Below are 21,356 nucleotides of genomic sequence, written 5' to 3'. Positions count from 1 at the left end.
AGCGAAAATAAAAATATACAGGTTTGATATTGAACTACTAAAGAAAGAAATTATGAAAAAATCAAAAATTTTCAACATAATACTTATGATAGCCTTAATGATTCCTTTTTTTGGGTATCAGCAAGAGAATGTAAAGCAAAGGACAATTCAGTCGGTTGAAGAGGAACTGGTCTTTATTAAAAACAAATCTAATTTTGAAGATGAAGGTGAACGATTAAAAGCTTTTTTTGAAGCTTATGCGAAAAATCAAATAGCGGCATCCCCAGCAATGGCAACATTCTTAGGCAAGCCAGGATATGATGATGTATGGGATGACCTTTCCACTGAGGGTGTTAAAATTAAATTAGCTAATTTAAAATTGTTCAATGAAGCTCAAAAGTGGTTTGATGTCAACGAATTGACGGAAGAAGAGGTCGAAAACTTAGGTATTTTCAACAGAGCTGTAGGTATTCAATATTCTCTTGAAAGTCAGTTTCCTGAAAAGTATGTAATCATTGATCAAATAGATGGGTTTCACATATATCTTCCTGCAATTATACAAATGATGCCTACCAATTCTTCAACTGGAGTGAAAAATATTTTGTCCAGATTAGAAGGACTACCTAAATTATTGCAACAGGCTCAAAATACCTTGACCGAGGGAATTGAAAAAGGCATCGTGATGCCCCGAAATACGGTCATTCAAGTACCCGAACAATTAAAACAAATCATCTCGAATACTCCCGAAGAAAGTGTTTTCTATGCTCCCTTCGCCAACCTTAAAGAAGGAATTACAATAGAAGGAAGAACGTCCATAACCGATGATGCATTAAAGATTATAGCTAATAAAGTAAATCCTGCTTTCATAAAGTTTACTGATTTTATGGAGAAAGAATACCTGCCCAATGCACGTGAAAGTTATGGTCTTAACCAGTTACCCAATGGCGAAGCTTGGTACAATGAACTTATTACATACCACACCTCCACCAATATAACAGCCAAAGAAGTGCACACATTGGGACTATCTGAGGTAGCAAGAATTAAAAAAGAAATGGAAAAATTGAAGTCGGATATTGGCTTCGAAGGAGACCTTACCGCCTTTAATAATTTCTTAAGAGAAGACCCTCAATTTTTCTTTGAAACTCCAGAAGAGCTGCTTATAGCCTACCGTGACATTTGTAAGCGCATAGATCCTGTTTTACCTAAACTCTTTGGCAAGCTACCTAGATTACCTTATGGTGTAAAGCAAGTACCCGCCTACTCAGAAAAGGCTTCTACAACTGCTTATTACTACCCAGGTTCTTTACAATCTGGGGTACCTGGTTATTTTTATGCAAACACCTATAACTTAAATGCCAGACCTAAATGGGAAATGGAAGCATTGAGTATTCATGAAGCCGTTCCCGGTCATCACCTACAAATAGCGCTAGCTTCAGAGCTTGAAGACGTTCCTGAATTTAGATCTATGCTGAATTTCACCGCATTTATTGAAGGTTGGGGGCTTTATTCGGAAAGTTTAGGTCCAGAATTGGGTTTCTATAAAGACCCTTATTCCAAATATGGGCAACTAACGTATGAGATGTGGCGTGCCATTCGCTTAGTCGTAGATACGGGAATCCACGCTTACGGTTGGTCTAGGCAAGAAGCCATAGACTATTTTAAAATGAATTCGGGTAAAAGCATAGGTGATATTACTGTAGAAATAGACAGGTACATTGCAATGCCAGGACAGGCGTTGGCTTATAAAATCGGGGAATTAAAAATAAAAGAATTAAGAAAAAAGGCTGAGACTGCTCTTACTGATCAATTTGATATTAGGGCATTTCATGATGTGGTATTGGGAAGTGGGACCATTCCCTTGGATGTTTTGGAAGTAAATGTGAATAATTGGATTATAAAGCAAACAACAAAACAATAAAATCAAAACTAAACATACATGAGAATAGAGGTAAAAGAAGCTTTTAAATGTGAAAACTTTGAGAGTATTAAAATGAGGAATATAGCACAACCGCTTACAGTAAATAATGTTTTAGAATAATTTTTTTGGAGTCTTTAAATTACAAACTATGACCAAACCTTTAAAATCCGGAAACCAGAAAAACACCAACTCCAAGGAAGGACAAAATCCGTTATCCTCTTTCGAAAAAGGGCTCCTTAACGAACTTAAATCTAAAGGACATGCTGAAGAATTGGTGGATCACTATTGGGGTACCATCAACTATGTTTCCAATCTTATTAAGGCTTCCGAGCTAAAGGCAGGACTTATTTTATCCTTTTATGGTATTATACTGAACTTCATTTATCAAAGTGCCGAAACCGTATTGCGTTCAGATGCCAACCCTACCCCATTATACATCCTTACAACCCTATGGTTCATAGCAACCGTAATTTCGGTTTTTTATAGCGTTCGCTGTTTTATTCCAAAATTAGAGGGTAATTATGATGATAATGTATTCTATTTTGGGGATGTAATCAACAAGTTTGGAAACATTAAAGAATTTTCCAAGAAATTTTATGATGTCAGTATTAATGAAAAAGAGGTTTTTGAGCAATTGGGGGAACAGATTTATATCAATTCCAAAATAGCGGCCTGGAAATTTAGGAACGTACAACGATCCATTCGGTTTTTGGTAATCAGCCTAGTCTTATTGTTTGTAACAGCAGTGTATTTTGGATTGCATAGGATTGTATAACCATGATTTTAACAGCCATTAACCTTTAAACAGGGGATGTAAAGAATTGTTCGCTTCCTTTTTTAAATTGGGAATGGTTTCTGGGCTTATTGGAAAACTTGGCTAAATATCCCACAATATGAAATTTAGGGAAGTTCGGTATAACAAAATCAGGATAATGAACTACCAACGGGACATAATTTCTTAAGCCATTTTGGCTTTGTTCCTTTTTGTCGTAAAAGAAAGGGCTTTTTTTACCCTAGAGTTTTTGAATTTGTATAAACGGGCAACTTCAGTAGTAGTTTCGGTCTTAACCTCGTTTTTGGTTTCCGTGGTTGTAACGATTGTCATTTCAATAGTTTCTACTTGTACCTCTTTTATATTGTTTTGGGCTTGTGCGGTTATTCCGAAGAAGATGATGAAGATGATGGTTACTATTGCTTTCATGACTTGTTTTGTTATATAATGATAACCGTAACAAGTGCATTTTAAAGGGTTGCAATTCGCTGAACGTCCCTATTTATCGTTATTTGACAAGAATCGGGATGAAGTGTAAAATTACCTCGGTAAACGGGAAGCCCCTCTAAAACAGCTTACCGAAAAAAAGGGTATTTAAACGGTGTTTCGAGGTTTGAATCAAGTCCTGTTTTCTCTTATTATTGATTTATTTTATGTTTTATATGGAATATATCGAAGTTATGTGAAACAATATCAGATTAAAAATCCATCAAAATAGGTAGGGAGTTCCTTAAGCCATTTTGGCTTTGTTCCTTTTTGTGGTAAAAGAAAGGGCTTTTTTTACCCTAGAGTTTTTGAATTTGTATAAACGGGCAACTTCAGTAGTAGTTTCGGTCTTAACCTCGTTTTTGGTTTCCGTGGTTGTAACGATTGTCATTTCAATAGTTTCTACTTGTACCTCTTTTATATTGTTTTGGGCTTGTGCGGTTATTCCGAAGAAGATGATGAAGATGATGGTTACTATTGCTTTCATGACTTGTTTTGTTATATAATGATAACCGTAACAAGTGCATTTTGAGGGGTTGCAATTCGCTGAACGTCCCTATTTATCGTTATTTGACACGAATTGGGATGAAGTGTAAAATTACCTCGGTAAACGGGAAGTACCTCTAAAACAGCTTACCGTAAAAAAGGGTATTTAAACGGTATTTTAGCCGCCAAAAAGATGTTATTTATTCTTTTCTTGGATCCATTTGGATAAAAACTTGGTGCTTGCCATAGATTGATGCCTTAACATGGCACCGATAAAATTGTAGGTTCTATGCTGTTCCAATTTGGTTTGAAGTGCTTCTATAGTTTCCTCGAAAGATTTATCGAGGGTTGCTTTATTGTAGAACGTATCAATAATCGTGAATCCATTTTGTTGGGCACACGACCATTCAGGCTCATTCCTGTACAATGTAATGGCATAATCGGCTATTTCTTTTGCACTTTCTGCAATATGCCCGTTCCAAGGTAAACTACCATGCATTCCTTCAGCTCCAATAGATGTGGTAACACTGGGTGTCCCTGATTGCATGGCATCGATTAATTTACCTTTGATTCCCGCACCAAAGCGTATCGGGGCCAAGTTAACCCGGTGTGTTTTCATTACCGTATGCGCACATTTGGCCCAACCTTCAATCAGAAACCCCGTTTTTGGGTCATGCATTTCTTTTACCTGTTGGGGCATATAATTCCCATAGATATGTAAATTGGCCGATGGTATTTGTTTTCTTATCAATGGCCAAATTTCCTTTTTCAGCCATAAAACGGCATCTACATTGGGAGCATGTTTACCATTGCCTATACATATGAAATCCTTACGGTCGCAAAAAGACGGCCATTTAGTTGTTTGTTCACGATTTGTTTTCTCTAACTGAAAAGGAAGATGCAGCAGCATTTGCTTATCTATCTTTATGAAAGTCGATAGTAACTCCATTTCATAGCTAGATATGATCAGGGAAAGATCACAGCGATAAATCGAGGCTATTTCCCGTTTGGTAATATCACTTACCAACCATTTTTCCGGCGCAAATACAACTTGTTTCCTAAACAGCTCCTGTCGTACAACCCGTAGGGAGTGTAAATCTTCGGTGTCCAATATTCGAAGGGCATTCGGAGCGAATTCCGCAACACGCCATCCGAATTGCTCTTCAGTCAGAAAACGGTCAAAAAGTACGATTGTCGGATTTAAATTTTTTACGAAATCATCAAAACCCGAATCGTTTAAAAGAATGTTTTCTTCAGGGATTTTAAGTTCGTGCAACGGTGAACTGTGTTCGCCTTTGGTGGCCGTACTGGCGAATGTGATTGTATAATCCCTTTCTTTAAAAAAATGAATTAATTGCATCATCCGGTTTCCGGCAGCTGTCGTTGCAGGCTCCGGCCAATTGTAACCAATGATCAAGAGGGATTTCTTATGCATCGTTCAATCCAAAAATAAGGTATTTATGTAATGTTACCCCAGTATTTTCGCTATTTGAAAATATTTCTGATTGAATATGAAGCCATTATGCTCTACTATGGTCATTCCATATAAAATCCCATTAAAGATCTGCAATAACAAATCAATAAGAATATAATTCAGCGTTTAATAGCGCTACATTTTCTCAGCGAACATCTTTGAGATTTTTGAACGTAATTTTCGTTCATAATCTTCTTCTAACCACTCCTTGTAATTCTTGGTGTTGTTCATGATGCAGTACGAATAAAGGCGCACACGGTAGGCAATCTCCTCTTTCAACGATTTTGCCAATATACGGGCATCAAAAACATCCTCTGAATTTTCAACACAGATCTGGGCATGTTGCTCTATACTGTTTTCCAAAACAACCTTGGATTTTAAGCCTTGGGCGAAAACCCTTTTATATTCGGCCTTTACATCGAAACTGATATTTTCCGAATTTGCAAATTGGGCACGAAGATCAGGAGGCATTTCATAAACGAATTCCCTTTCGATCTCCTCGTCGTTCTTAATGTTCTCCAAATAAAAATCAGGAAAATGGAAGATTTCTTGCCAATCTATCGGGGCATTCCATAAACCAAAACGGGCGACATTGTTCCCAAGGTCAACAACCGTAAATTCTTCTTTATTGGGGAGTACACGTGAGCCACGCCCGATCATTTGAAAATATAGGGTCAAAGATCGCGTAGCCCTGTTTAGCATTATGGTCTCTACCGTAGGTTCGTCAAAACCTGTGGTTAAAATACTAACCGAAGTTAGAATAGCATCTGGCGTTTCTGAAAACCATTGCAAAATCTCACGCCTTTCAGAAGCCGTATTCTTATTGTCCAAATGACGAATTGGGAGTCCGGCTTTTTTAAAGGTCTCATATACATATATTGATGTATTGATCCCATTATTGAAAATAAGGGTCTTTTTACCTTTGGAAATCTCATTGTATGCATTCAATAACTTACCCAACATACTTTGGTTCCCATAGAGCTCATCAGAAGATTTTACCGTGTAATCACCGTTTATTCCGAGTTTAAGTCCCTGAAGGCTAACGTCGTAATTGTACATATTGGCTTTGGCCAAGAACTTCTTTTTGATCAATGAGGAAATAGATTCCCCTACGATCAACTTCTGATAATTATCCTTCATCGGAAGTTTAATATTTGAACTCAAAGGAGTTGCCGTTACCCCAAGGATCACGGCATGTTCAAAATATTTGAATAATTTCCTGAAGGAATTGTAATGTGCCTCATCAATAATTACAAGACCAATGTTATTGATCTCGATTTTCTCATCCTGTAGTCGATTGTTCAAGGTCTCGACCATTGCAACGAAGCACATATAATCATCTTGGTCTTGCAATTCTTTGACCTCGCTGTTGATGATTTTGTTCTTAACCCCAAAACCTCCGAGCATGCGGGAAGTTTGCTGACTAAGTTCAATTCGGTGCGTTAATACAACGACCTTCTTTTTGTTCTGTGAAATATATCGTTTTGCGATTTCGGAAAAAACCACGGTCTTTCCTCCTCCTGTGGGCAATTGATAAAGGAGGTTTACATTATCAGGTGATTCTTCGAGATACGTGAATATCTTGTTGAGATCATCTAATTGATAATCGTAAAGTGTTTTTTCTTTTAAGTTTTTTTGTCCTTCCAAACGGTCGTTTTCTGGTATTTTACAATTCTTTTCTATTGGACGTTAGTGCAAATCCGAATTTTGCAAAATTAGCAGAAATAAAAACCTGTACGAAATTTAAAAGCAGAAATCCTTTGAAAATCTAAATGATGACTTGTAAATACGTAGTAGTTAAGGGGTTGTGGTCAAACTTATTTCCTGGCTTATTTCCACTGCCCTATCTTTAGTCAGTATTATTTTTTCCGGTGGAAGGTAATCTTTATTTCGATGGTGTTAATCGGAAGTAAAAAACATGGTATGGATAAATCAATACTTTTTATCTTCGGACACCAAATTCAGGAGTTCTTCCCCACTGGCCAACCTTCTATAATTCTCTACAATCTGTGGTACAACCGAAGCAGTATCTGAAACACTCGCATAATGTGGGGTCATATGAATTTTAGGATGCTCCCAAAAAGGATGGTCCAACTGTAAAGGCTCTTCGTGGTAAACATCTAAGGAAGCCCCGGAAAGATGACCTTTATCCAACATTATCAAAAGGTCATTGTCTACCAAATGGCCACCACGGGCTACATTGATGATATGTGCTCCTTTGGGTAATTGTTCAAACAATTCGGCATTTAAGATTCCCCTGGTTTCATTGGTCAAGGGTAATAGACAAACCAAAAACTGGGTAGAATTTAGAAATGCGGATTGCATGGATGATCCGGCAAAAGTCGTAACACCCTTTATATCTTTTGCAGAACCGGACCAACCCTGTACTTTAAATCCAAGACGGACTAAATCTTTGGCAAGGACTGTTCCCAATGCCCCAAGTCCCATAATCCCGATTGTTACATCAGCTATGCGTTTGTAGGGAATGGGTTTCCATATTTTTCTAAATTGATCCACTTTGTAGTGGTATAGGTTTTTTAGTTGGCTGAATATTAAGGCAGTAACGTGTTCGGACATATCCTTGGCAAGAAATTCATCGACCACACGGGTTATGGGGATGTGCAGTGGAAGTTGGTCGTCTTCGAACAAAAAATCTACCCCGGCACCACTGGAAGCAATACATTCCAAGTTTGGATAATCCTTGAGGGATCCGATAGGGTGCTTCCATACCAATGCCATTTTTATATCCTCCTTAGGATGTTTCTCCAAATAACCGTAAACCGGAATTTGTGGGGCATAAAGGTTTAAAGCCTCTTTCCAGCTATTTATCTTGTCGTCTTTCCTTATGATTACGATGGCCATATCAATCCAGTATATCCAAACCTCTGGAAAAACCCTCTTGGTAACTCCAATGGTTTTCCTGGGTAAAATTATAAACCTTTACAATACGTTCCTTAAAATTGGGCAATAATCCATTTAAGGAAATGAATTGGGCCATTTCATTGAACGAATTGAGCATACTTTTGTAAAATGCCTCGGGAACGTTACGATCCATTGAGAATGTTTGGGCAACTTCTAAATTATACAGCATTAGATCCGCTATTAAATGCGGTTCAACGCCAAGGGTCAAAAAATGCTTTATATATTTTTGGGCAACGGAACGCCTGGCTTTGGGCCTCTTTCTTTTTAAAGGGAAATACTCGTTTGAAATCCTTGCCTTGGCCTCTTGTACCATCTTGTCCTCTTTTGGGTTAAAGATGAAGTCATAGTATTCCTTAACCATCGGGAACCTGGAATAGAGATCCATTAGCTGCTCTTCGAGTTCTTTCTTTTTCAGTTCGGCCAAATATTTTTTAAGGGCTCTTTTACTCATGTTTTTCTGTTGGGTTTCAAAAATACATTATGCCACGGTAAAATGTTCTAGACTTTAGGGTAAAATCAAGAACTTGTCATAAATAATGTATAACATTCTGGATATCCTTTGGAAAAGACAGATTATTAATGTATTATGAATGTTTACGGAATGTTCAATTTAAAACAGGATTTACACATATGAGGCAACTTAAGATTATCAAGCAGGTAACCAATAGAGAATCGAAATCACTGGATAAATACTTGCAAGATATCAGTAAAATTGAATTGATAAATGCACAAGAAGAGGTAGAATTGGCGCAACGTATACGTACGGGGGACCAAGTTGCCCTTGAAAAATTGACGACGGCCAATTTACGATTCGTAGTTTCAGTAGCAAAGCAATATCAAAATCAAGGCTTAAAGTTGCCCGATTTGATCAATGAGGGCAATTTAGGTCTCGTTAAGGCCGCTAAGCGTTTTGATGAAACCCGAGGGTTCAAGTTCATCTCGTACGCGGTTTGGTGGATCAGACAATCAATTCTACAGGCATTGGCCGAGCAGTCACGTGTGGTAAGACTCCCATTGAACAAAATCGGTTCGATCAATAAAATCAAAAAGACATTTTCTTATTTGGAACAAGCGCATGAACGTCCACCATCCCCAGAGGAAATTGCCAAAGAGTTGGAAATGACCGTAACCGAGGTTAAACAGTCATTGAAGAATACCGGTAGGCATGTTTCTATGGATGCTCCCCTACGTGAGGGAGAGGATTCTAACCTTTATGATGTACTGCGTTCCGGTGAATCGCCACGGCCCGATAAAATATTGTTGCAACAGTCGCTGAATACGGAAATCAACAGGGCACTGGAAACCTTATCCCCGAGAGAAGCCGATGTGGTAAAACTTTATTATGGTATAGGTGACCAGCAATCGATGACCTTGGCAGAAATTGGACAAACCTTTGATCTTACTCGGGAACGCGTACGCCAGATAAGGGAAAAGGCAATTCGAAAATTAAGACACAATTCCAGAAGTAAATTGCTAAAGACGTATTTGGGATAGGGAATTACTTTTCAAAGCACAAAAAAAGAGCCATGATAATTAAATCATGGCTCTTTTTAGTTTTTTATCAGCTTTCTTACGAAAAGCTTAGCTTATTGATATTCACGTCTATTAAGATTTCGTTCAAATTCTCAATAAAATTCAAGTAAGCTGTGTTGTCTGCATTTTGATGTGCCATAATGTGTGGGGTTTTTAAGGTTTTTGAAAGGGACTACATATAATCCAATTCAACTAATTCGTTTAAACTTAAAATTTCGTTTAGATCTTGTAGGAAGGCCAAATACTCTTCCCCGTAGGTATCGTATAGCATATGGTTAAGGTTAAACTCGCATCATACGAGTGATTTGGTTTATAATTTATACTGTAAACATATTCATAACGAGCACTTGTTACAATAAATTGTGGTGAAACAAATTATTCCTGTTGTCAAAATTGCTATTTTGATGGAATACCAATTTTGCTGAAAAAGATACCCTGCCGTTCATCGATGATTTTGGTAAATCCTTTAAAATTTCATGTAGTAAGTAAAACCGACAGAAACAGCCCAATAGAAATTTCCTGAATCATAGGCCAACTCTTGACGGGTCAATCCTAAATTAGCTTTATATAAATGAGGTTGTTTTTTACCTGAAAATTGATATTCTAGATTAAGCTGTTGGGATTCTACATAAAGAATGGTCTCTGCCAATAGTTCATCACCATCCCTTAATTGTCTTAAATCCGCAGAGTATCCATAACCTGCCATTATACCGAAGTAGTTCTCACCGTCTTTTAAATATTTACGCCCTAGGATCGTTCCCGAAACCCCAACGGGTCTATCTTTATTAAGAGATATGTAGGGCCTCGCAGAAATATAATAATTGCCCCGGTACATACCTAGGCTTCCGGTGATAATGTTCGTTTGCGTAGTTTTAAAATCTAGATAACGAACACCTGCCGAGATTTCCATGGATTTGGGCAAATTAGCATATAATTCAGCCCCTACCCTATGATTTGGAAAAGTTGGGGCATCTGAGAATGCATAGTTGGTATAGGCATATATTTTTTTAGAGAATTTTGGATACGCATCCAATTCATATTGGATTCCATTGGTTTGAAAACGATTACTGAAATTAATACGGGGTATGATGCTCCCTATTTTTGTCGCTCTTTTATATTCTAGACTAGAATAGATCATTGGATCATAGGCCTTATCAAAAACATCGTAACTATTTGATATGGCTATACTGTTCTTATATACTTTTTCTTCTAAAATGGATTTCCCGGTATTTTCATCAGGTTTTTCTGAAAAGGTTTCAATAGATCCAGGTGTATGTTTTAATATTTCAGTCCTGAGGGCTGTTAACTGATCATCATCCTTTATATATCGTATTGCCTTATTGGCCAACCCCAATGCTATGTAATACTCTTTGGCATAGATTTCATTCTTGATGGCGGCAATCCAAGTTTCTTTGTTCTTCTTATCTATAGATGTTATTTTGTTGAATTGTTTTCTTGCTTCATCATAATCACCATCCCAGCTGTAAGTACTTGCCAATAAGTTCCTGACATCATTATAATTCGGATATTTGGTTAAAACAAGGTTCAAAGTGTCTTGGGCAATGGCATGTTTACCATTAAATGCCAATTCCCGAGCTGTGAGCAAAGATTCATCGGGGTTACCCTTATATTCCCTTTCTTGTGCCAAACCCAGGAAACCGAAGAAACAGCCCAATAAAATTAGATATGTTCGTTTAATTTTCATTTGATATCTAAGGCTACGATATTAGTTTCCTTTTTAACATGTTCGGTTGCTTTTTTCAAAGCATTTTTTCTTATTTGTTCTTTGGCCCTAGTTATCTTTTCATTAATTTCTCGGGATGAAATACCTTTTTGTTCAATTGTTTTGAATAGCTGATCGGCCTGTTCACTTTTATCCGCCCAATAATAGGTGTCTAGCAAAGCGGAATATGCGTCGGTATATGTAGGGTATTTTCTAATTACTTCTGATAATAGAACTATTGAAGTTTTATAGTCTTTCTTCCATGAATGTATTCTCCCGATCAAAACCTCGGTATCTGCATGCCTGGGGATTTTACTTAAAATGTAATTTGCCAACAATAAAGCCCTATCCCAATCATTATCAATTGCCAAATTTCTAGCGGTCTTATAGGCCTTGTCGAAATCATTGCCATTAAAGACACTTTGAACCCAAACCATTTCTGCCTTGGTAAATTCTTTCGACCCTTTAGCATACAAAGCTTCTGAACGAGGAAGGATTTTATTATTGGCCGTTACATATTTGTTTACCGCCTTAAAATACCTGAAATTGTCCTTTGCTTGGGTAACAGGGGCATTATCTCCTGGTTTATCCAATACTAGATCATTATTGATGTGGTACACTCTTGAACCTGAAACAAATAGGTTTTCGTGAATATAATCATGTACGTTTTTCTTATTCCTAAACAATGGGATTTGTTTGGTTTTCTTGAAAATCCCTTCATGAATAAGATCATCACCCAACCAGGCTACTTTATTTGGGACTTTCATTTTATATTTTCCATCTAACATAGAAATGAGGGATGGGGCTATGTCGGCATGGGACACTAAGGCATTTATTTTTTTTGGATATTTCAATAATGGCCCAAAAGCCATAAGGGGAACTTTGTATCTTCCCAAATTATCATCCTGTGGTAAATCTTTCAAATTATGACTTCCTGTAATGATAAAAACGGTGTTGTTGTAATTGGCTTGCCTTCTATAGTCTTTTAAAAAATCTTCTATGGCCTGATCGGCATACAATAAACTGGCAAACACTTCCTTGTTCCTATTCACCAGTTTTTTTGTTCTTTTATTCATTTTAGAGGCCATGAGTATCCGGTCAACTTTTTCCTCATACTCTTTCTGGTCAGGAATAAGAAATGGATTCTTTGTACTTAAGGTCATGAAAACATCCAACCTTGGCATACTTGTAAATTTATCCAATGATTGCCATTTACTAAAAAGCTCTGTATCCGGATATCCCAATGATATACCCGCAGCATCCTCGTCTTGTAATCGATACCCATCTCCAAATCCTTTTTTGTCCAATATTTCATCAACTCGCTCCTCATCCAAAAATCTATCCAAGCCGTTCAATGCGCTGTTGCCCCCATAACTAAATGAGGTTCTATATCCATTTTCTTTAAGAACGCTGAACATTGTTTGGCGGTTTACCTTATTCTCAAGATTTGTAAATCCGTTTTTACCAAAGGGTAAGGACCCCATAATTGAAGGTAAAGCCGCAAAACCCTCACCCGTATTACTGACATGGTTTTTCCAGTAGAGTGATTGGTTCGAAAGAGATTCTAAAAATGGAGTGAAACCTTTGTATTTTGCGTTTTTTCCAATGAAGTCAGAACCAAGTCCGTCAACGATCAATACCACTATATTCGGTTTTGTTTCAGCAAGATTAAAATAGTTGTCCAATCTTCCTTTGCCTCCCTTTTCCTTAATTAGCGGATATTCAGCGTCACCTTCATATTTGTTGAAATCGAAAATATTGTTAACGGCACTTTCGAGATAATGTTGAGTTTTATTCTCATTGATCGGTTTCTTTTCAGAATTCAGGGTGGCCAAGAACATACTGAACAAAATAATCGTCAATGGGAACGTTCTGCTCACCACATTGTACAATGACTCGGTAACTTTACCAAACCAAAGAAATAACAATATGGTTGCCACTAAGACGATCACTATGGGTAAAATAGAATAGCCCTCCCAGACGATTTCCACAAATCTGAACATATTATAGTCCAAAACTTCATAATTCTGAATATAATGCTCGATCAATGCCCCTTCGATAACAATTAGAATCCCCAAAACTATTTTGGAGACATTGTAACCCAAGTTGGCTTTTTTATTTTCTAAATAATTGAACAAAAATGCCAATATAAATGCCATCAGGGCTCCAAAACCAGTATGGTGCATTATCAACAATAAGAAGCTTTTATTCAAGAAACTATCCAATACACCGTCAAAATACAACCTTAAATTTTGATATAATGACAGCAATACCATACAACCAAAGAAGGCAATCACCAAGGGAATGAAATCCTTTAGCTTTTTACGCTTTAAATTGGATGATATGTTGTTGTTTCCTTGCATTCTATGAAGCTTTGGCAAATCCTTTTCGTACTTGGGATCCCCAACCTGATTTAATTTTGAACAGTTTTTTGTAATTACCCCTGATTGCGGCCCAAACGACTATCGGGTGAAAGAAGAAGGGTTCTATTACAGCGCAAAGCATTAGGGTCAGAATATCCTTTGTTTTTCGGTATTCGTTATAGGAATAGACATCCCATAAAATGGCAAAAAAGGAGAACATGACCGAAAACATGTAAACCGTCGCTGTTATGGCAATGAAAAAATCCAAGTTTAAAATTCCTAAATAGATAAATAGAATTATTGAGAAAAAACCGAAGAATTCCAATAAAGGGGATAACCACTCGTAAAAAAACCAATAGGGAAAACTCACCATTCCCAACCTACCATATCTAGGATTAAAGAACATTTCGCGATGTTTATACAAGGTCTCTAAGTTTCCTCGGCTCCACCTATCCCTTTGATTCACCAATATTTTTAAATCCTCTGGAACCTCTGTCCAACATAACGGATCTGGAATATATTCGACGGTGTATGGAACTTTGCGTTCGTGCATATATTTACGCATTTTGAATACAATCTCCATATCCTCGCCAACGGTATTCGTGTCGTATCCGCCTACTTCCATTGCGATTTTCCTATCAAAAAAACCAAATGCCCCGGAAATAATCAAAAGTCCATCAATACGGCCCCATGCCATTCGACCAAGAATGAAAGACCTTGTGTATTCCAATAATTGAAATTTGGCGAGCCAATTTTTCGGTAATCTAATCTCTTCTAATTGCCCACCGGTAATCGTACAAGAATTTGCCACCCTGATTACACCACCCACCGCAACCACCTTCTTTTTTGACCGTTGGTAAAATGATTTGGCCACGTGTAATAATGCATCTGGTAATAAAAGACAGTCCACATCAATGCAGCCAACATAAGTGTTGGTTGACAGTGCCATACCCGTGTTCAGGGCATCGGATTTACCGCCATTTTCCTTATCGACTACGGTTAATTTTGAAAAGGAACTTTGTTTTGATTTATAAATTCCCCTTACGGGTTTTGATTTCCAATCAGGATTGATTGGTTGATTTATTTTTTCTAGATTATAAGCATCTATCATTTTTTGTAAGGTTTCATCCTTACTGCCATCATTTACAACCATGACCTCATAGTTTGAATAGCGTAAGGACAAAAGTGACCTAACGTTTTCAACAATCGTCAATCCCTCATTATATGCAGGAGCAATTATTGTAATTGCCGGCTCTAAAGGTGACCCTGCAATTTTGCTAAGATCATCAAAGCTATTTTTATGCTTATAGTGTAAAGAGTTTCTGGACGCTAAATATCCCATGGCGGTAAACAATGCGAACAACACTACCGTGTATGTTAAAAACACAATGTTTATATAATCCAGGATTATATTTAAGAGATCGTTATCCATTTAGTTTCTCTAGTAATCTATTAGGTATTGACCTTAGTTGAAATAGTAACCCGAAGTCTTGATTCTTATTTAAAAAGGATTGGGACATATTCTTTATGGCATTACCTCCAGGGCCAACTAAAGCGAATTCATCAGTAAAAGTCAATAGATCATCATCTTCATTGACCAAAGAATTTTCATGGGAATCCGAAAGAACATTTGTTTCAACATCCATTTCTTTAAGTGTCTTTTCAGAAAGCCGTTCTTTAAGCTGGGCCAACGTTGATTCTGCTTTTGCACTTATTTCAATATTGGGGTCCTTTAATAATCCAGTGAGAAATGAGATTTCCTTATTATCACCAACGGCAACTATTTCATCCAAAAGGATCAACTTTGATTCTGTATCACAGGAGTGGAACAACTCTTCAAAAATGCTATGCCTTACCGATTTGACTTTAGGGTCTATTCTTCTTTCTATGGTATAAACAACATTTTGGATTCGCTCTTGAATCAGTGGTCTTGATTCTTCCAATAATAAATCGAGTAAGAAGGGAATCTCCCGATGATCACCCAATTCTTCAATATCGGACAACAATCTAATCAATACTGCCGTTTCATTATCGAATTCATAAGGTTTAGGTATCAAAGACAAAATTGATTCGATATCTTCCTTTGGAGCCTGGTTAACATTATCTTGTTGAAATTCTTGTGATATAGGCCAATCAATGAATACATTGTCTTCTTCGTCAATTAACTCCTTATTCATTGACTGTTCATTGGCCAAGTTATTTTCCAATATCTCCTCAATAACGGTTTTTCCCTCATCTATTATTTTTTCGTTGAAATCATTTTCAACTTCCTCTTCGGGTTTTGGAAATTTGACTTCATCATTGTCAATTATGTTCTTAAGTTCTTCCTCAACAACGATAGGCAAAAAAGTTAGGTCTTGAACGGTAAATTCAAATTCTGGGTTATCAGATTCTTTTTCTTCCCTATCCATTATTGTAGTGTTTATCTCATTATTAACAATATCAAAGTCAGTATTGTCTTCCTGCTTTTCCTCTTTCGGTTCATTGGACACCACTATAGGTAAGAAGTCCAAGGTGGTTTCTGATAGGTCAAACATAGAACTTTCAAATCCCTCGATTTCTTCTTTATTTTTAAGTTCTATTTCATCCTTAATTGCATCTGACCCAATAGCATTGTATAAAATATTTTCTTCTGATTCTGACACTACAATCGGTAAAAAATCCAGATTTTCTTGACCCACTTCTATATGCACTTCCTTTTTACTTGGAATTTTAGATTCTGATTCATCACCTGAATCTGGAATATTCAATTCTTCTTGAAAGATTTCTTTTGACGTTTCTTCCCTATGTTCAATTGGGTTCTCATCGTTGAATTCTTCAATTTCCTTTTTTTCGATTATATCATCCGGCATTTCATTGTTGGTCACATTCTCAATGCCTTCAGTAGGCATTATAGTTTCTGGAAGTATAGTGTTGATTGCGCTCAGCGCTTTGCTTTTTACGGTAAAATCGAGTTTTTTTCTTTCAATTTTTCTTAAAAACACAATATCTCCCTGATCACCTAATAAGCTAATGGCACCAAGAATAGATATTTTGACTTCAGTTGAACATCGCCAAAAAACCTTCTTTAACATGTCTTTTGCTTCTACGACATTAAAGATCTTTAAACATTCTATAGCCTCTAATTTGATTTGATCGTTTCTATGTTTCAATAATTCTATCAGAGAGGCCCTTGCATCATTTTGGTTATAGTGTTTGATAAGTCTAAGAGCGAAAAGAACAACATGTTTGTTTTTAGAGGTGAGCCATGTTTTGAATTGAGGTGGTTTGAAGTCTTTATTGTTACGTAAGATCTCTAAAAGACTAAGTTGTTGCCACTCTGATATCTTATACTTTGTGGTGTCCATGAAGTATGAAATCCCTTCATTCTTAAGGGTAATTGTTGCAATTTCTGCCTGCTTTCGTATCACACTTCTTTTGTCATTGATAAAGCGCACAATATATTGATATGATTCGGTCACCTGCATATGGGAAAGCTCCAAAATCCCTTTGGAAACCATCTCCCAACGCCAACTTTCGAGTTTTTTATAGGCATCTAGATGTAAACCTAAATTTTTATAGAGATCAATTAACTGTTTTAGGGCCTGACCGGAAACATCCCTTCTGAGTTCCATAAGCGTGCTCGCCAGCACCTCACGGTTAAAATTATCGTTCAATAACTCCCTGATATGGATCTTGTGCTCTATATAAGTGTTTTTTTCTTCCTTGGAACCATTTTCGGAATAAAAAATAAACTCGCTTATCATAGGGGAAAGCTCTCTCTTTTTTTCTAAAATTTTTCGTGAACGAGCTGAGATCTTATTTCTGTAAAAGAAAATGCAGACAAAGAAAATAATGCCTATTCCAACAAACAGCATTGTTAGATCCCACAAAAGATCCGTATGGATCTTTGGGGCACTTAACAGTGGATATATGCTATATGTTAGGCTATACGTCAATTACTAAACTTTCCTTAATTCCCTGTTTATTCTCATTATCAATTCGGCTGGACTCACAGGTTTGGAAATAAAATCATTTGCCCCCAAATCAAATGCTTTCAATACATTCTCTTCATTACCTGCAGATGAAATTATTATTATGGGAATTTTGGAGTTAAGCTCATTACGAACATAATCCACAAGCTCTAGTCCAGAAAAATATGGCATCATAATGTCACTAATGATTAAATCTGGGACCTCCTTTTCCAAATGTTCTTTTACTTCTTTACCATTGCTACTTATATTAACTTGAAACCCCTCTTTTTGAAGGCGGAATTTAAGTAATGAAGCCAATAATTCATCATCCTCTGCCAGTAATAGTTTATATGTATCCATTTGGGCTTACTTCTCGTTCTTAAGTTTCTTCAGTTCATTGTCAATGTCCCTTTCAACTAAATCATATTCCTGTGTAAAGGAAACTAATAGGCCTTTCAATTCGTCCAGATTCTTTTTTTCCTTGCTTAGCGTTTGCACCCTCAGAACTATATTCAATAATGTGGTTGCTTGAACCATTTTTAATCCAGATTTAATTTTGTGTGAAGCAAAAGCCAAGCTGTCATAATCCTCATTTTTTAAGTGAACTGAATAAGCGCCGACAAATTCGATTATATTGAGTTTAAAAAGTCCTACGAGCTCTTCTAGAAAATCATGTTCACCGAAACTATCATCCTGTAAAGTTTTGAGGTTTATTCTTTTGGGGGACGGTAACGCTGTTTGATGCATTTCTTCTTCGTTTAATGTACCTTTACCGGAAATCTGTCCTCTACCGCAATTATCAATCAGTTTCATAAGGAGTTCTTCGGGGTTAAATGGTTTTAAAATCAAATCATCTATACCATATGCGCTACAATCCTCTTTTTCATGGGCAGTAATATCAGCTGTAACCACAATAATTGGAATATTCTTTATTTGGGGAGATTTGCTTTCTCGTATCTGTTTGGTAATCTCAACACCACTCATACCTGGCATTCTTAGATCCATTAGAATAAGATCAATACTATGCTCTTCAAGAAATTTTAGTCCAGCTGGTCCGTCATCAGTTACATATGACTTACATCCCCATGCCTTTAATCGCTGCTTAAACAAGCGTTGGTTCATACTATTGTCCTCAAAAACCAGGATTTTTTTGCCTTTTATAGGATTATCGACTGAAATTTGATCATTGATTTCAGGATTCTTTTGAGGTATAGAGGATTCATTGCCTTTTTTAAATGGTAAATTGAATTTAAAGACGGTTCCTCTGCCTAACTTACTTTGAACTTCAATGTTTCCGTTCAAGAGTTCTATTATTTGTTTAACAATATTCAAACCTAGGCCAGAACCCCCATAATTGACTGCGGTATAATTATCTGCCTGTCTAAAGTAGCCGAATATGTGTTTAATGTTTTCCTCGGATATTCCTATACCTGTATCAGATACGACAAACTCCAGGTTAATGGTATCATTGCGGTGGTTTTTCAAGGATATCTCCAGTAAAATCTCCCCTTCCTCAACAAACTTAATGGCATTCCCAATGAGGTTTAATAAAACTTGTGAGAGTTTGGCGGCATCTCCTTTCAACACTTTGGGTATACTTGGGTCAATTTTTGATCTCAGTACTACTTTGTCGTTAGTAATCAAAGTGTTGCATAGATACAATATATTGTCGATGACACCATCAAAATTAAAATCATCTTGGTTTATTGTTTCAAGTCCTTCTGAAAGTTTGGTAAATTCCAATAACTCATTGATTATCTCAAGAAGTGAATTTGAAGCAACTTGAATAGCCTCGACCTTTTCTAATTGATTTTGGCTCAATTTCTCCTCTTTAAGTAAATCCGTAAATCCAATAATTCCGTTTAAAGGCGTACGAATTTCATGGCTAACATTGGCAATAAGCTTGGTGGCATTGCTTTTACCACCAACAGGCAATGGATTTTCCTCTAAAATATCTTGCTCATTGGAATTGGGCGTCCACTGTTGTGAAACAGCAGGGACCCCTTGGAAAACCATTTGCTCCAAGCGTCCTTTGAATTCATCGAAGCTTTTTTTAAGAAGAGCACTGTTCTTTGTATTTAGTTCCTCAAAAGAATATTCGTTGAGTGTAGATTCAATATTATCTAGTTGGTTAAGTAATTTTCTTGCCTTCAAAAGGTAGGTTTATTTGGGTTAATGATATGTGCTAAGTTGATAAACTCTTACGTTATTGTCTTTAACATAGATCTTAGACGTTTTAAAGCTCTTCATAATCAGAAGTATCTGCAATAATTTGTTCTCGAATAACCCTTTTTTGTTGTCAAATTCCTTTATTTGTAGGTATAAATAATTTGCCATATGAAAAAACTACTTTACCTCTCTTCTTTTTTTCTATTATTCAATTGCGCTGAGACAGTGAAAAAAGCAGAGATAAGCGGAATTGACAAGGTCAAGGAAATACATGAAAAGGTGATTACAATTGATACCCATGACGATATTAATGTCAATAATTTTACCGATTCGGTTAATTATAAACAAAGGCTAACGACCCAGATCAATATTCCCAAGATGGTCGAAGGTGGTTTGGATGTTTCTTGGCTTATCGTTTATACAGGTCAGGATTCATTGAATGCCGAAGGTTATGCCAAGGCCAAAGCAAATGCCATGGCCAAGTTCGATGCCATACACAGACTTTGCGAGGAAATTGCCCCGGATGAGATCGAGTTGGCCCTTACTTCGGATGATGTGCGCAGAATCGTCGCTTCAGGAAAAAAAGTGGCCATGATCGGGGTAGAAAATGCATATCCCATTGGGGAAGATCTTTCAGGTTTTGAAGAATATTATAACCTAGGGGCCAGATATATCTCCTTGTCGCATAATGGGCATAGCCAATTCTGTGATTCTAACACCGGGGAAGAGGACGATATTTGGCTTTATAATGGGCTAAGTGACTTGGGCAAGGAAGCTGTAAAAGAAATGAACCGTTTGGGCATTATGATAGATGTTTCCCATCCTTCAAAAGAATCCATGGTACAAATGATCAATTTATCAAAGGCACCGATTATCGCTTCCCATTCTTCAGCAAGGGCGCTTTGTGGCCATAGCCGTAATTTAGATGACGAACAACTGTTGATGATGAAAGAAAATGGTGGGGTTGTACAAACCGTTGCCTTCAGGTCTTATCTCAATACGAAAAAGAACGATAAGCGTACGGCCTATATGAAAAACATATATACTCAAGTTGCCGATTCGTTGGGAATAGCTTGGTATGAAAGGTCACAGATAAAAGATCTGACCGAGAGCCAGAAAGAAGAATTTTTCAATAATTACCGAAAGGTAATGGATATCGGCACCGAAATAGCCAAAACAAAAACCGATGTTCCGGAAGATGTGAGTGTGGTCGATTTTGTGGATCATATTGATTACATGGTTGACCTAATAGGCATTGACCATGTGGGTATCAGCTCCGATTTTGATGGTGGTGGCGGAATTGAAGGATGGTCAGATGCCTCAGAAACCATGAACGTGACCGCTGAACTTGTAAAAAGAGGATATACCGAAGAAGAGATTGAAAAACTTTGGGGAGGTAACTTACTTCGGGTTCTTGATGAAGTACAGGCCGTTGCTGATGAACTTAGTAAAAAAACAACGTAAGCGATTCAATAATTTTATTTTTAAATAAAAGGGATAGACTTCAAATAAGTTCTATCCTTTTTTTTATGCCATTACTTATAATTCAGGGGTACTTTCTTATCCGAAATTGACAAT

The 21,356-nt window shown here is 36.9% G+C and carries 16 protein-coding genes; 4 read left to right on the top strand and 12 right to left on the bottom strand.

Annotated features, from left to right (window positions below; translation table 11 throughout):
- The first annotated feature begins 52 nt into the window (after positions 1-52).
- Together GJ691_RS07400 and GJ691_RS07395 are read left to right on the top strand one after the other, a co-directional pair.
- Positions 53-1,897: a DUF885 domain-containing protein gene (locus tag GJ691_RS07400; RefSeq protein WP_154365383.1), complete on the top strand. Its 1,845-nt coding sequence runs from the start codon at positions 53-55 to the stop codon at positions 1,895-1,897.
- Between the two features lie 148 nt (positions 1,898-2,045).
- Positions 2,046-2,672: a Pycsar system effector family protein gene (locus GJ691_RS07395; RefSeq protein WP_246200139.1), complete on the top strand. Its 627-nt coding sequence runs from the start codon at positions 2,046-2,048 to the stop codon at positions 2,670-2,672.
- A 183-nt stretch (positions 2,673-2,855) separates the two neighbouring features.
- Here GJ691_RS07395 and GJ691_RS07390 read toward each other — a convergent pair whose 3' ends face one another.
- The 6 genes from GJ691_RS07390 to GJ691_RS07365 form a co-directional block, all read right to left on the bottom strand.
- On the bottom strand, positions 2,856-3,098 hold the full coding sequence (locus tag GJ691_RS07390) for a hypothetical protein (protein WP_154365380.1): 243 nt from the start codon (positions 3,096-3,098) through the stop codon (positions 2,856-2,858).
- Between the two features lie 301 nt (positions 3,099-3,399).
- Positions 3,400-3,642 carry a hypothetical protein gene (locus GJ691_RS07385; RefSeq protein ID WP_154365380.1) on the bottom strand — a complete coding sequence of 81 codons (243 nt, stop codon included), beginning with the start codon at positions 3,640-3,642 and terminating at the stop codon, positions 3,400-3,402.
- Between the two features lie 195 nt (positions 3,643-3,837).
- Entirely contained in the window at positions 3,838-5,076 is a 1,239-nt protein-coding gene (locus GJ691_RS07380; RefSeq protein ID WP_154365378.1) for a glycosyltransferase, read from the bottom strand.
- 174 nt (positions 5,077-5,250) lie between these two features.
- Positions 5,251-6,762, bottom strand: a complete 1,512-nt coding sequence (locus tag GJ691_RS07375; RefSeq protein ID WP_154365376.1) for a DEAD/DEAH box helicase — start codon at positions 6,760-6,762, stop codon at positions 5,251-5,253.
- Between the two features lie 285 nt (positions 6,763-7,047).
- The gene (locus GJ691_RS07370) at positions 7,048-7,977 is read right to left on the bottom strand and encodes a 2-hydroxyacid dehydrogenase (protein WP_154365374.1); all 930 of its coding nucleotides are present in this window, start codon (positions 7,975-7,977) and stop codon (positions 7,048-7,050) included.
- 1 nt (position 7,978) lies between these two features.
- Positions 7,979-8,488 carry a DUF6155 family protein gene (locus tag GJ691_RS07365; protein ID WP_154365372.1) on the bottom strand — a complete coding sequence of 170 codons (510 nt, stop codon included), beginning with the start codon at positions 8,486-8,488 and terminating at the stop codon, positions 7,979-7,981.
- 179 nt (positions 8,489-8,667) lie between these two features.
- On the opposite strand from GJ691_RS07365, the gene GJ691_RS07360 reads away from it, so the two are divergent.
- On the top strand, positions 8,668-9,531 hold the full coding sequence (locus GJ691_RS07360; RefSeq protein WP_154365370.1) for a sigma-70 family RNA polymerase sigma factor: 864 nt from the start codon (positions 8,668-8,670) through the stop codon (positions 9,529-9,531).
- Positions 9,532-10,036: 505 nt separating this feature from the next.
- Here GJ691_RS07360 and GJ691_RS07355 read toward each other — a convergent pair.
- The 6 genes from GJ691_RS07355 to GJ691_RS07330 form a co-directional block, all read right to left on the bottom strand.
- The gene (locus GJ691_RS07355) at positions 10,037-11,275 is read right to left on the bottom strand and encodes a YaiO family outer membrane beta-barrel protein (protein WP_154365368.1); all 1,239 of its coding nucleotides are present in this window, start codon (positions 11,273-11,275) and stop codon (positions 10,037-10,039) included.
- Positions 11,272-13,656, bottom strand: a complete 2,385-nt coding sequence (locus GJ691_RS07350) for an LTA synthase family protein (protein WP_154365366.1) — start codon at positions 13,654-13,656, stop codon at positions 11,272-11,274. Before GJ691_RS07350 ends, GJ691_RS07355 begins: the two co-directional genes overlap by 4 nt.
- Position 13,657: 1 nt before the next feature.
- The gene (locus GJ691_RS07345) at positions 13,658-15,088 is read right to left on the bottom strand and encodes a glycosyltransferase family 2 protein (protein WP_154365364.1); all 1,431 of its coding nucleotides are present in this window, start codon (positions 15,086-15,088) and stop codon (positions 13,658-13,660) included.
- On the bottom strand, positions 15,081-17,402 hold the full coding sequence (locus GJ691_RS07340; RefSeq protein ID WP_154365362.1) for a HEAT repeat domain-containing protein: 2,322 nt from the start codon (positions 17,400-17,402) through the stop codon (positions 15,081-15,083). Before GJ691_RS07340 ends, GJ691_RS07345 begins: the two co-directional genes overlap by 8 nt.
- 195 nt (positions 17,403-17,597) lie before the next feature.
- The gene (locus tag GJ691_RS07335) at positions 17,598-17,969 is read right to left on the bottom strand and encodes a response regulator (protein WP_154365360.1); all 372 of its coding nucleotides are present in this window, start codon (positions 17,967-17,969) and stop codon (positions 17,598-17,600) included.
- A gap of 6 nt (positions 17,970-17,975) precedes the next feature.
- Positions 17,976-19,763: an ATP-binding protein gene (locus GJ691_RS07330; protein WP_154365358.1), complete on the bottom strand. Its 1,788-nt coding sequence runs from the start codon at positions 19,761-19,763 to the stop codon at positions 17,976-17,978.
- A 183-nt stretch (positions 19,764-19,946) separates the two neighbouring features.
- Here GJ691_RS07330 and GJ691_RS07325 point away from each other — a divergent pair, with 183 nt between their 5' ends.
- A complete protein-coding gene (locus GJ691_RS07325) occupies positions 19,947-21,242 on the top strand; it encodes a dipeptidase (protein WP_154365356.1) in 1,296 nt (431 codons plus the stop codon).
- The last annotated feature ends 114 nt before the right edge of the window (positions 21,243-21,356 follow it).

Origin of the sequence: Maribacter luteus, assembly GCF_009674825.1 — a bacterium.
GTDB classification, from domain to species: Bacteria; Bacteroidota; Bacteroidia; order Flavobacteriales; family Flavobacteriaceae; genus Maribacter_A; species Maribacter_A luteus.
Note: the sequence above shows the minus strand (reverse complement) of the source record. Positions and strands in the feature narration are given on the sequence as shown.

What these genes read in the sequence shown, in the direction of transcription:
- GJ691_RS07400 (WP_154365383.1), top strand. Translation starts at nt 53, where the DNA reads ATGAAAAAATCAAAAATTTTCAACATAATACTTATGATAGCCTTAATG.
- GJ691_RS07340 (WP_154365362.1), bottom strand. Translation starts at nt 17,402, where the DNA reads ATGATAAGCGAGTTTATTTTTTATTCCGAAAATGGTTCCAAGGAAGAA.
- GJ691_RS07370 (WP_154365374.1), bottom strand. Translation starts at nt 7,977, where the DNA reads ATGGCCATCGTAATCATAAGGAAAGACGACAAGATAAATAGCTGGAAA.
- GJ691_RS07355 (WP_154365368.1), bottom strand. Translation starts at nt 11,275, where the DNA reads ATGAAAATTAAACGAACATATCTAATTTTATTGGGCTGTTTCTTCGGT.
- GJ691_RS07360 (WP_154365370.1), top strand. Translation starts at nt 8,668, where the DNA reads ATGAGGCAACTTAAGATTATCAAGCAGGTAACCAATAGAGAATCGAAA.
- GJ691_RS07335 (WP_154365360.1), bottom strand. Translation starts at nt 17,969, where the DNA reads ATGGATACATATAAACTATTACTGGCAGAGGATGATGAATTATTGGCT.
- GJ691_RS07395 (WP_246200139.1), top strand. Translation starts at nt 2,046, where the DNA reads ATGACCAAACCTTTAAAATCCGGAAACCAGAAAAACACCAACTCCAAG.
- GJ691_RS07325 (WP_154365356.1), top strand. Translation starts at nt 19,947, where the DNA reads ATGAAAAAACTACTTTACCTCTCTTCTTTTTTTCTATTATTCAATTGC.
- GJ691_RS07390 (WP_154365380.1), bottom strand. Translation starts at nt 3,098, where the DNA reads ATGAAAGCAATAGTAACCATCATCTTCATCATCTTCTTCGGAATAACC.
- GJ691_RS07350 (WP_154365366.1), bottom strand. Translation starts at nt 13,656, where the DNA reads ATGCAAGGAAACAACAACATATCATCCAATTTAAAGCGTAAAAAGCTA.
- GJ691_RS07345 (WP_154365364.1), bottom strand. Translation starts at nt 15,088, where the DNA reads ATGGATAACGATCTCTTAAATATAATCCTGGATTATATAAACATTGTG.
- GJ691_RS07385 (WP_154365380.1), bottom strand. Translation starts at nt 3,642, where the DNA reads ATGAAAGCAATAGTAACCATCATCTTCATCATCTTCTTCGGAATAACC.
- GJ691_RS07365 (WP_154365372.1), bottom strand. Translation starts at nt 8,488, where the DNA reads ATGAGTAAAAGAGCCCTTAAAAAATATTTGGCCGAACTGAAAAAGAAA.
- GJ691_RS07380 (WP_154365378.1), bottom strand. Translation starts at nt 5,076, where the DNA reads ATGCATAAGAAATCCCTCTTGATCATTGGTTACAATTGGCCGGAGCCT.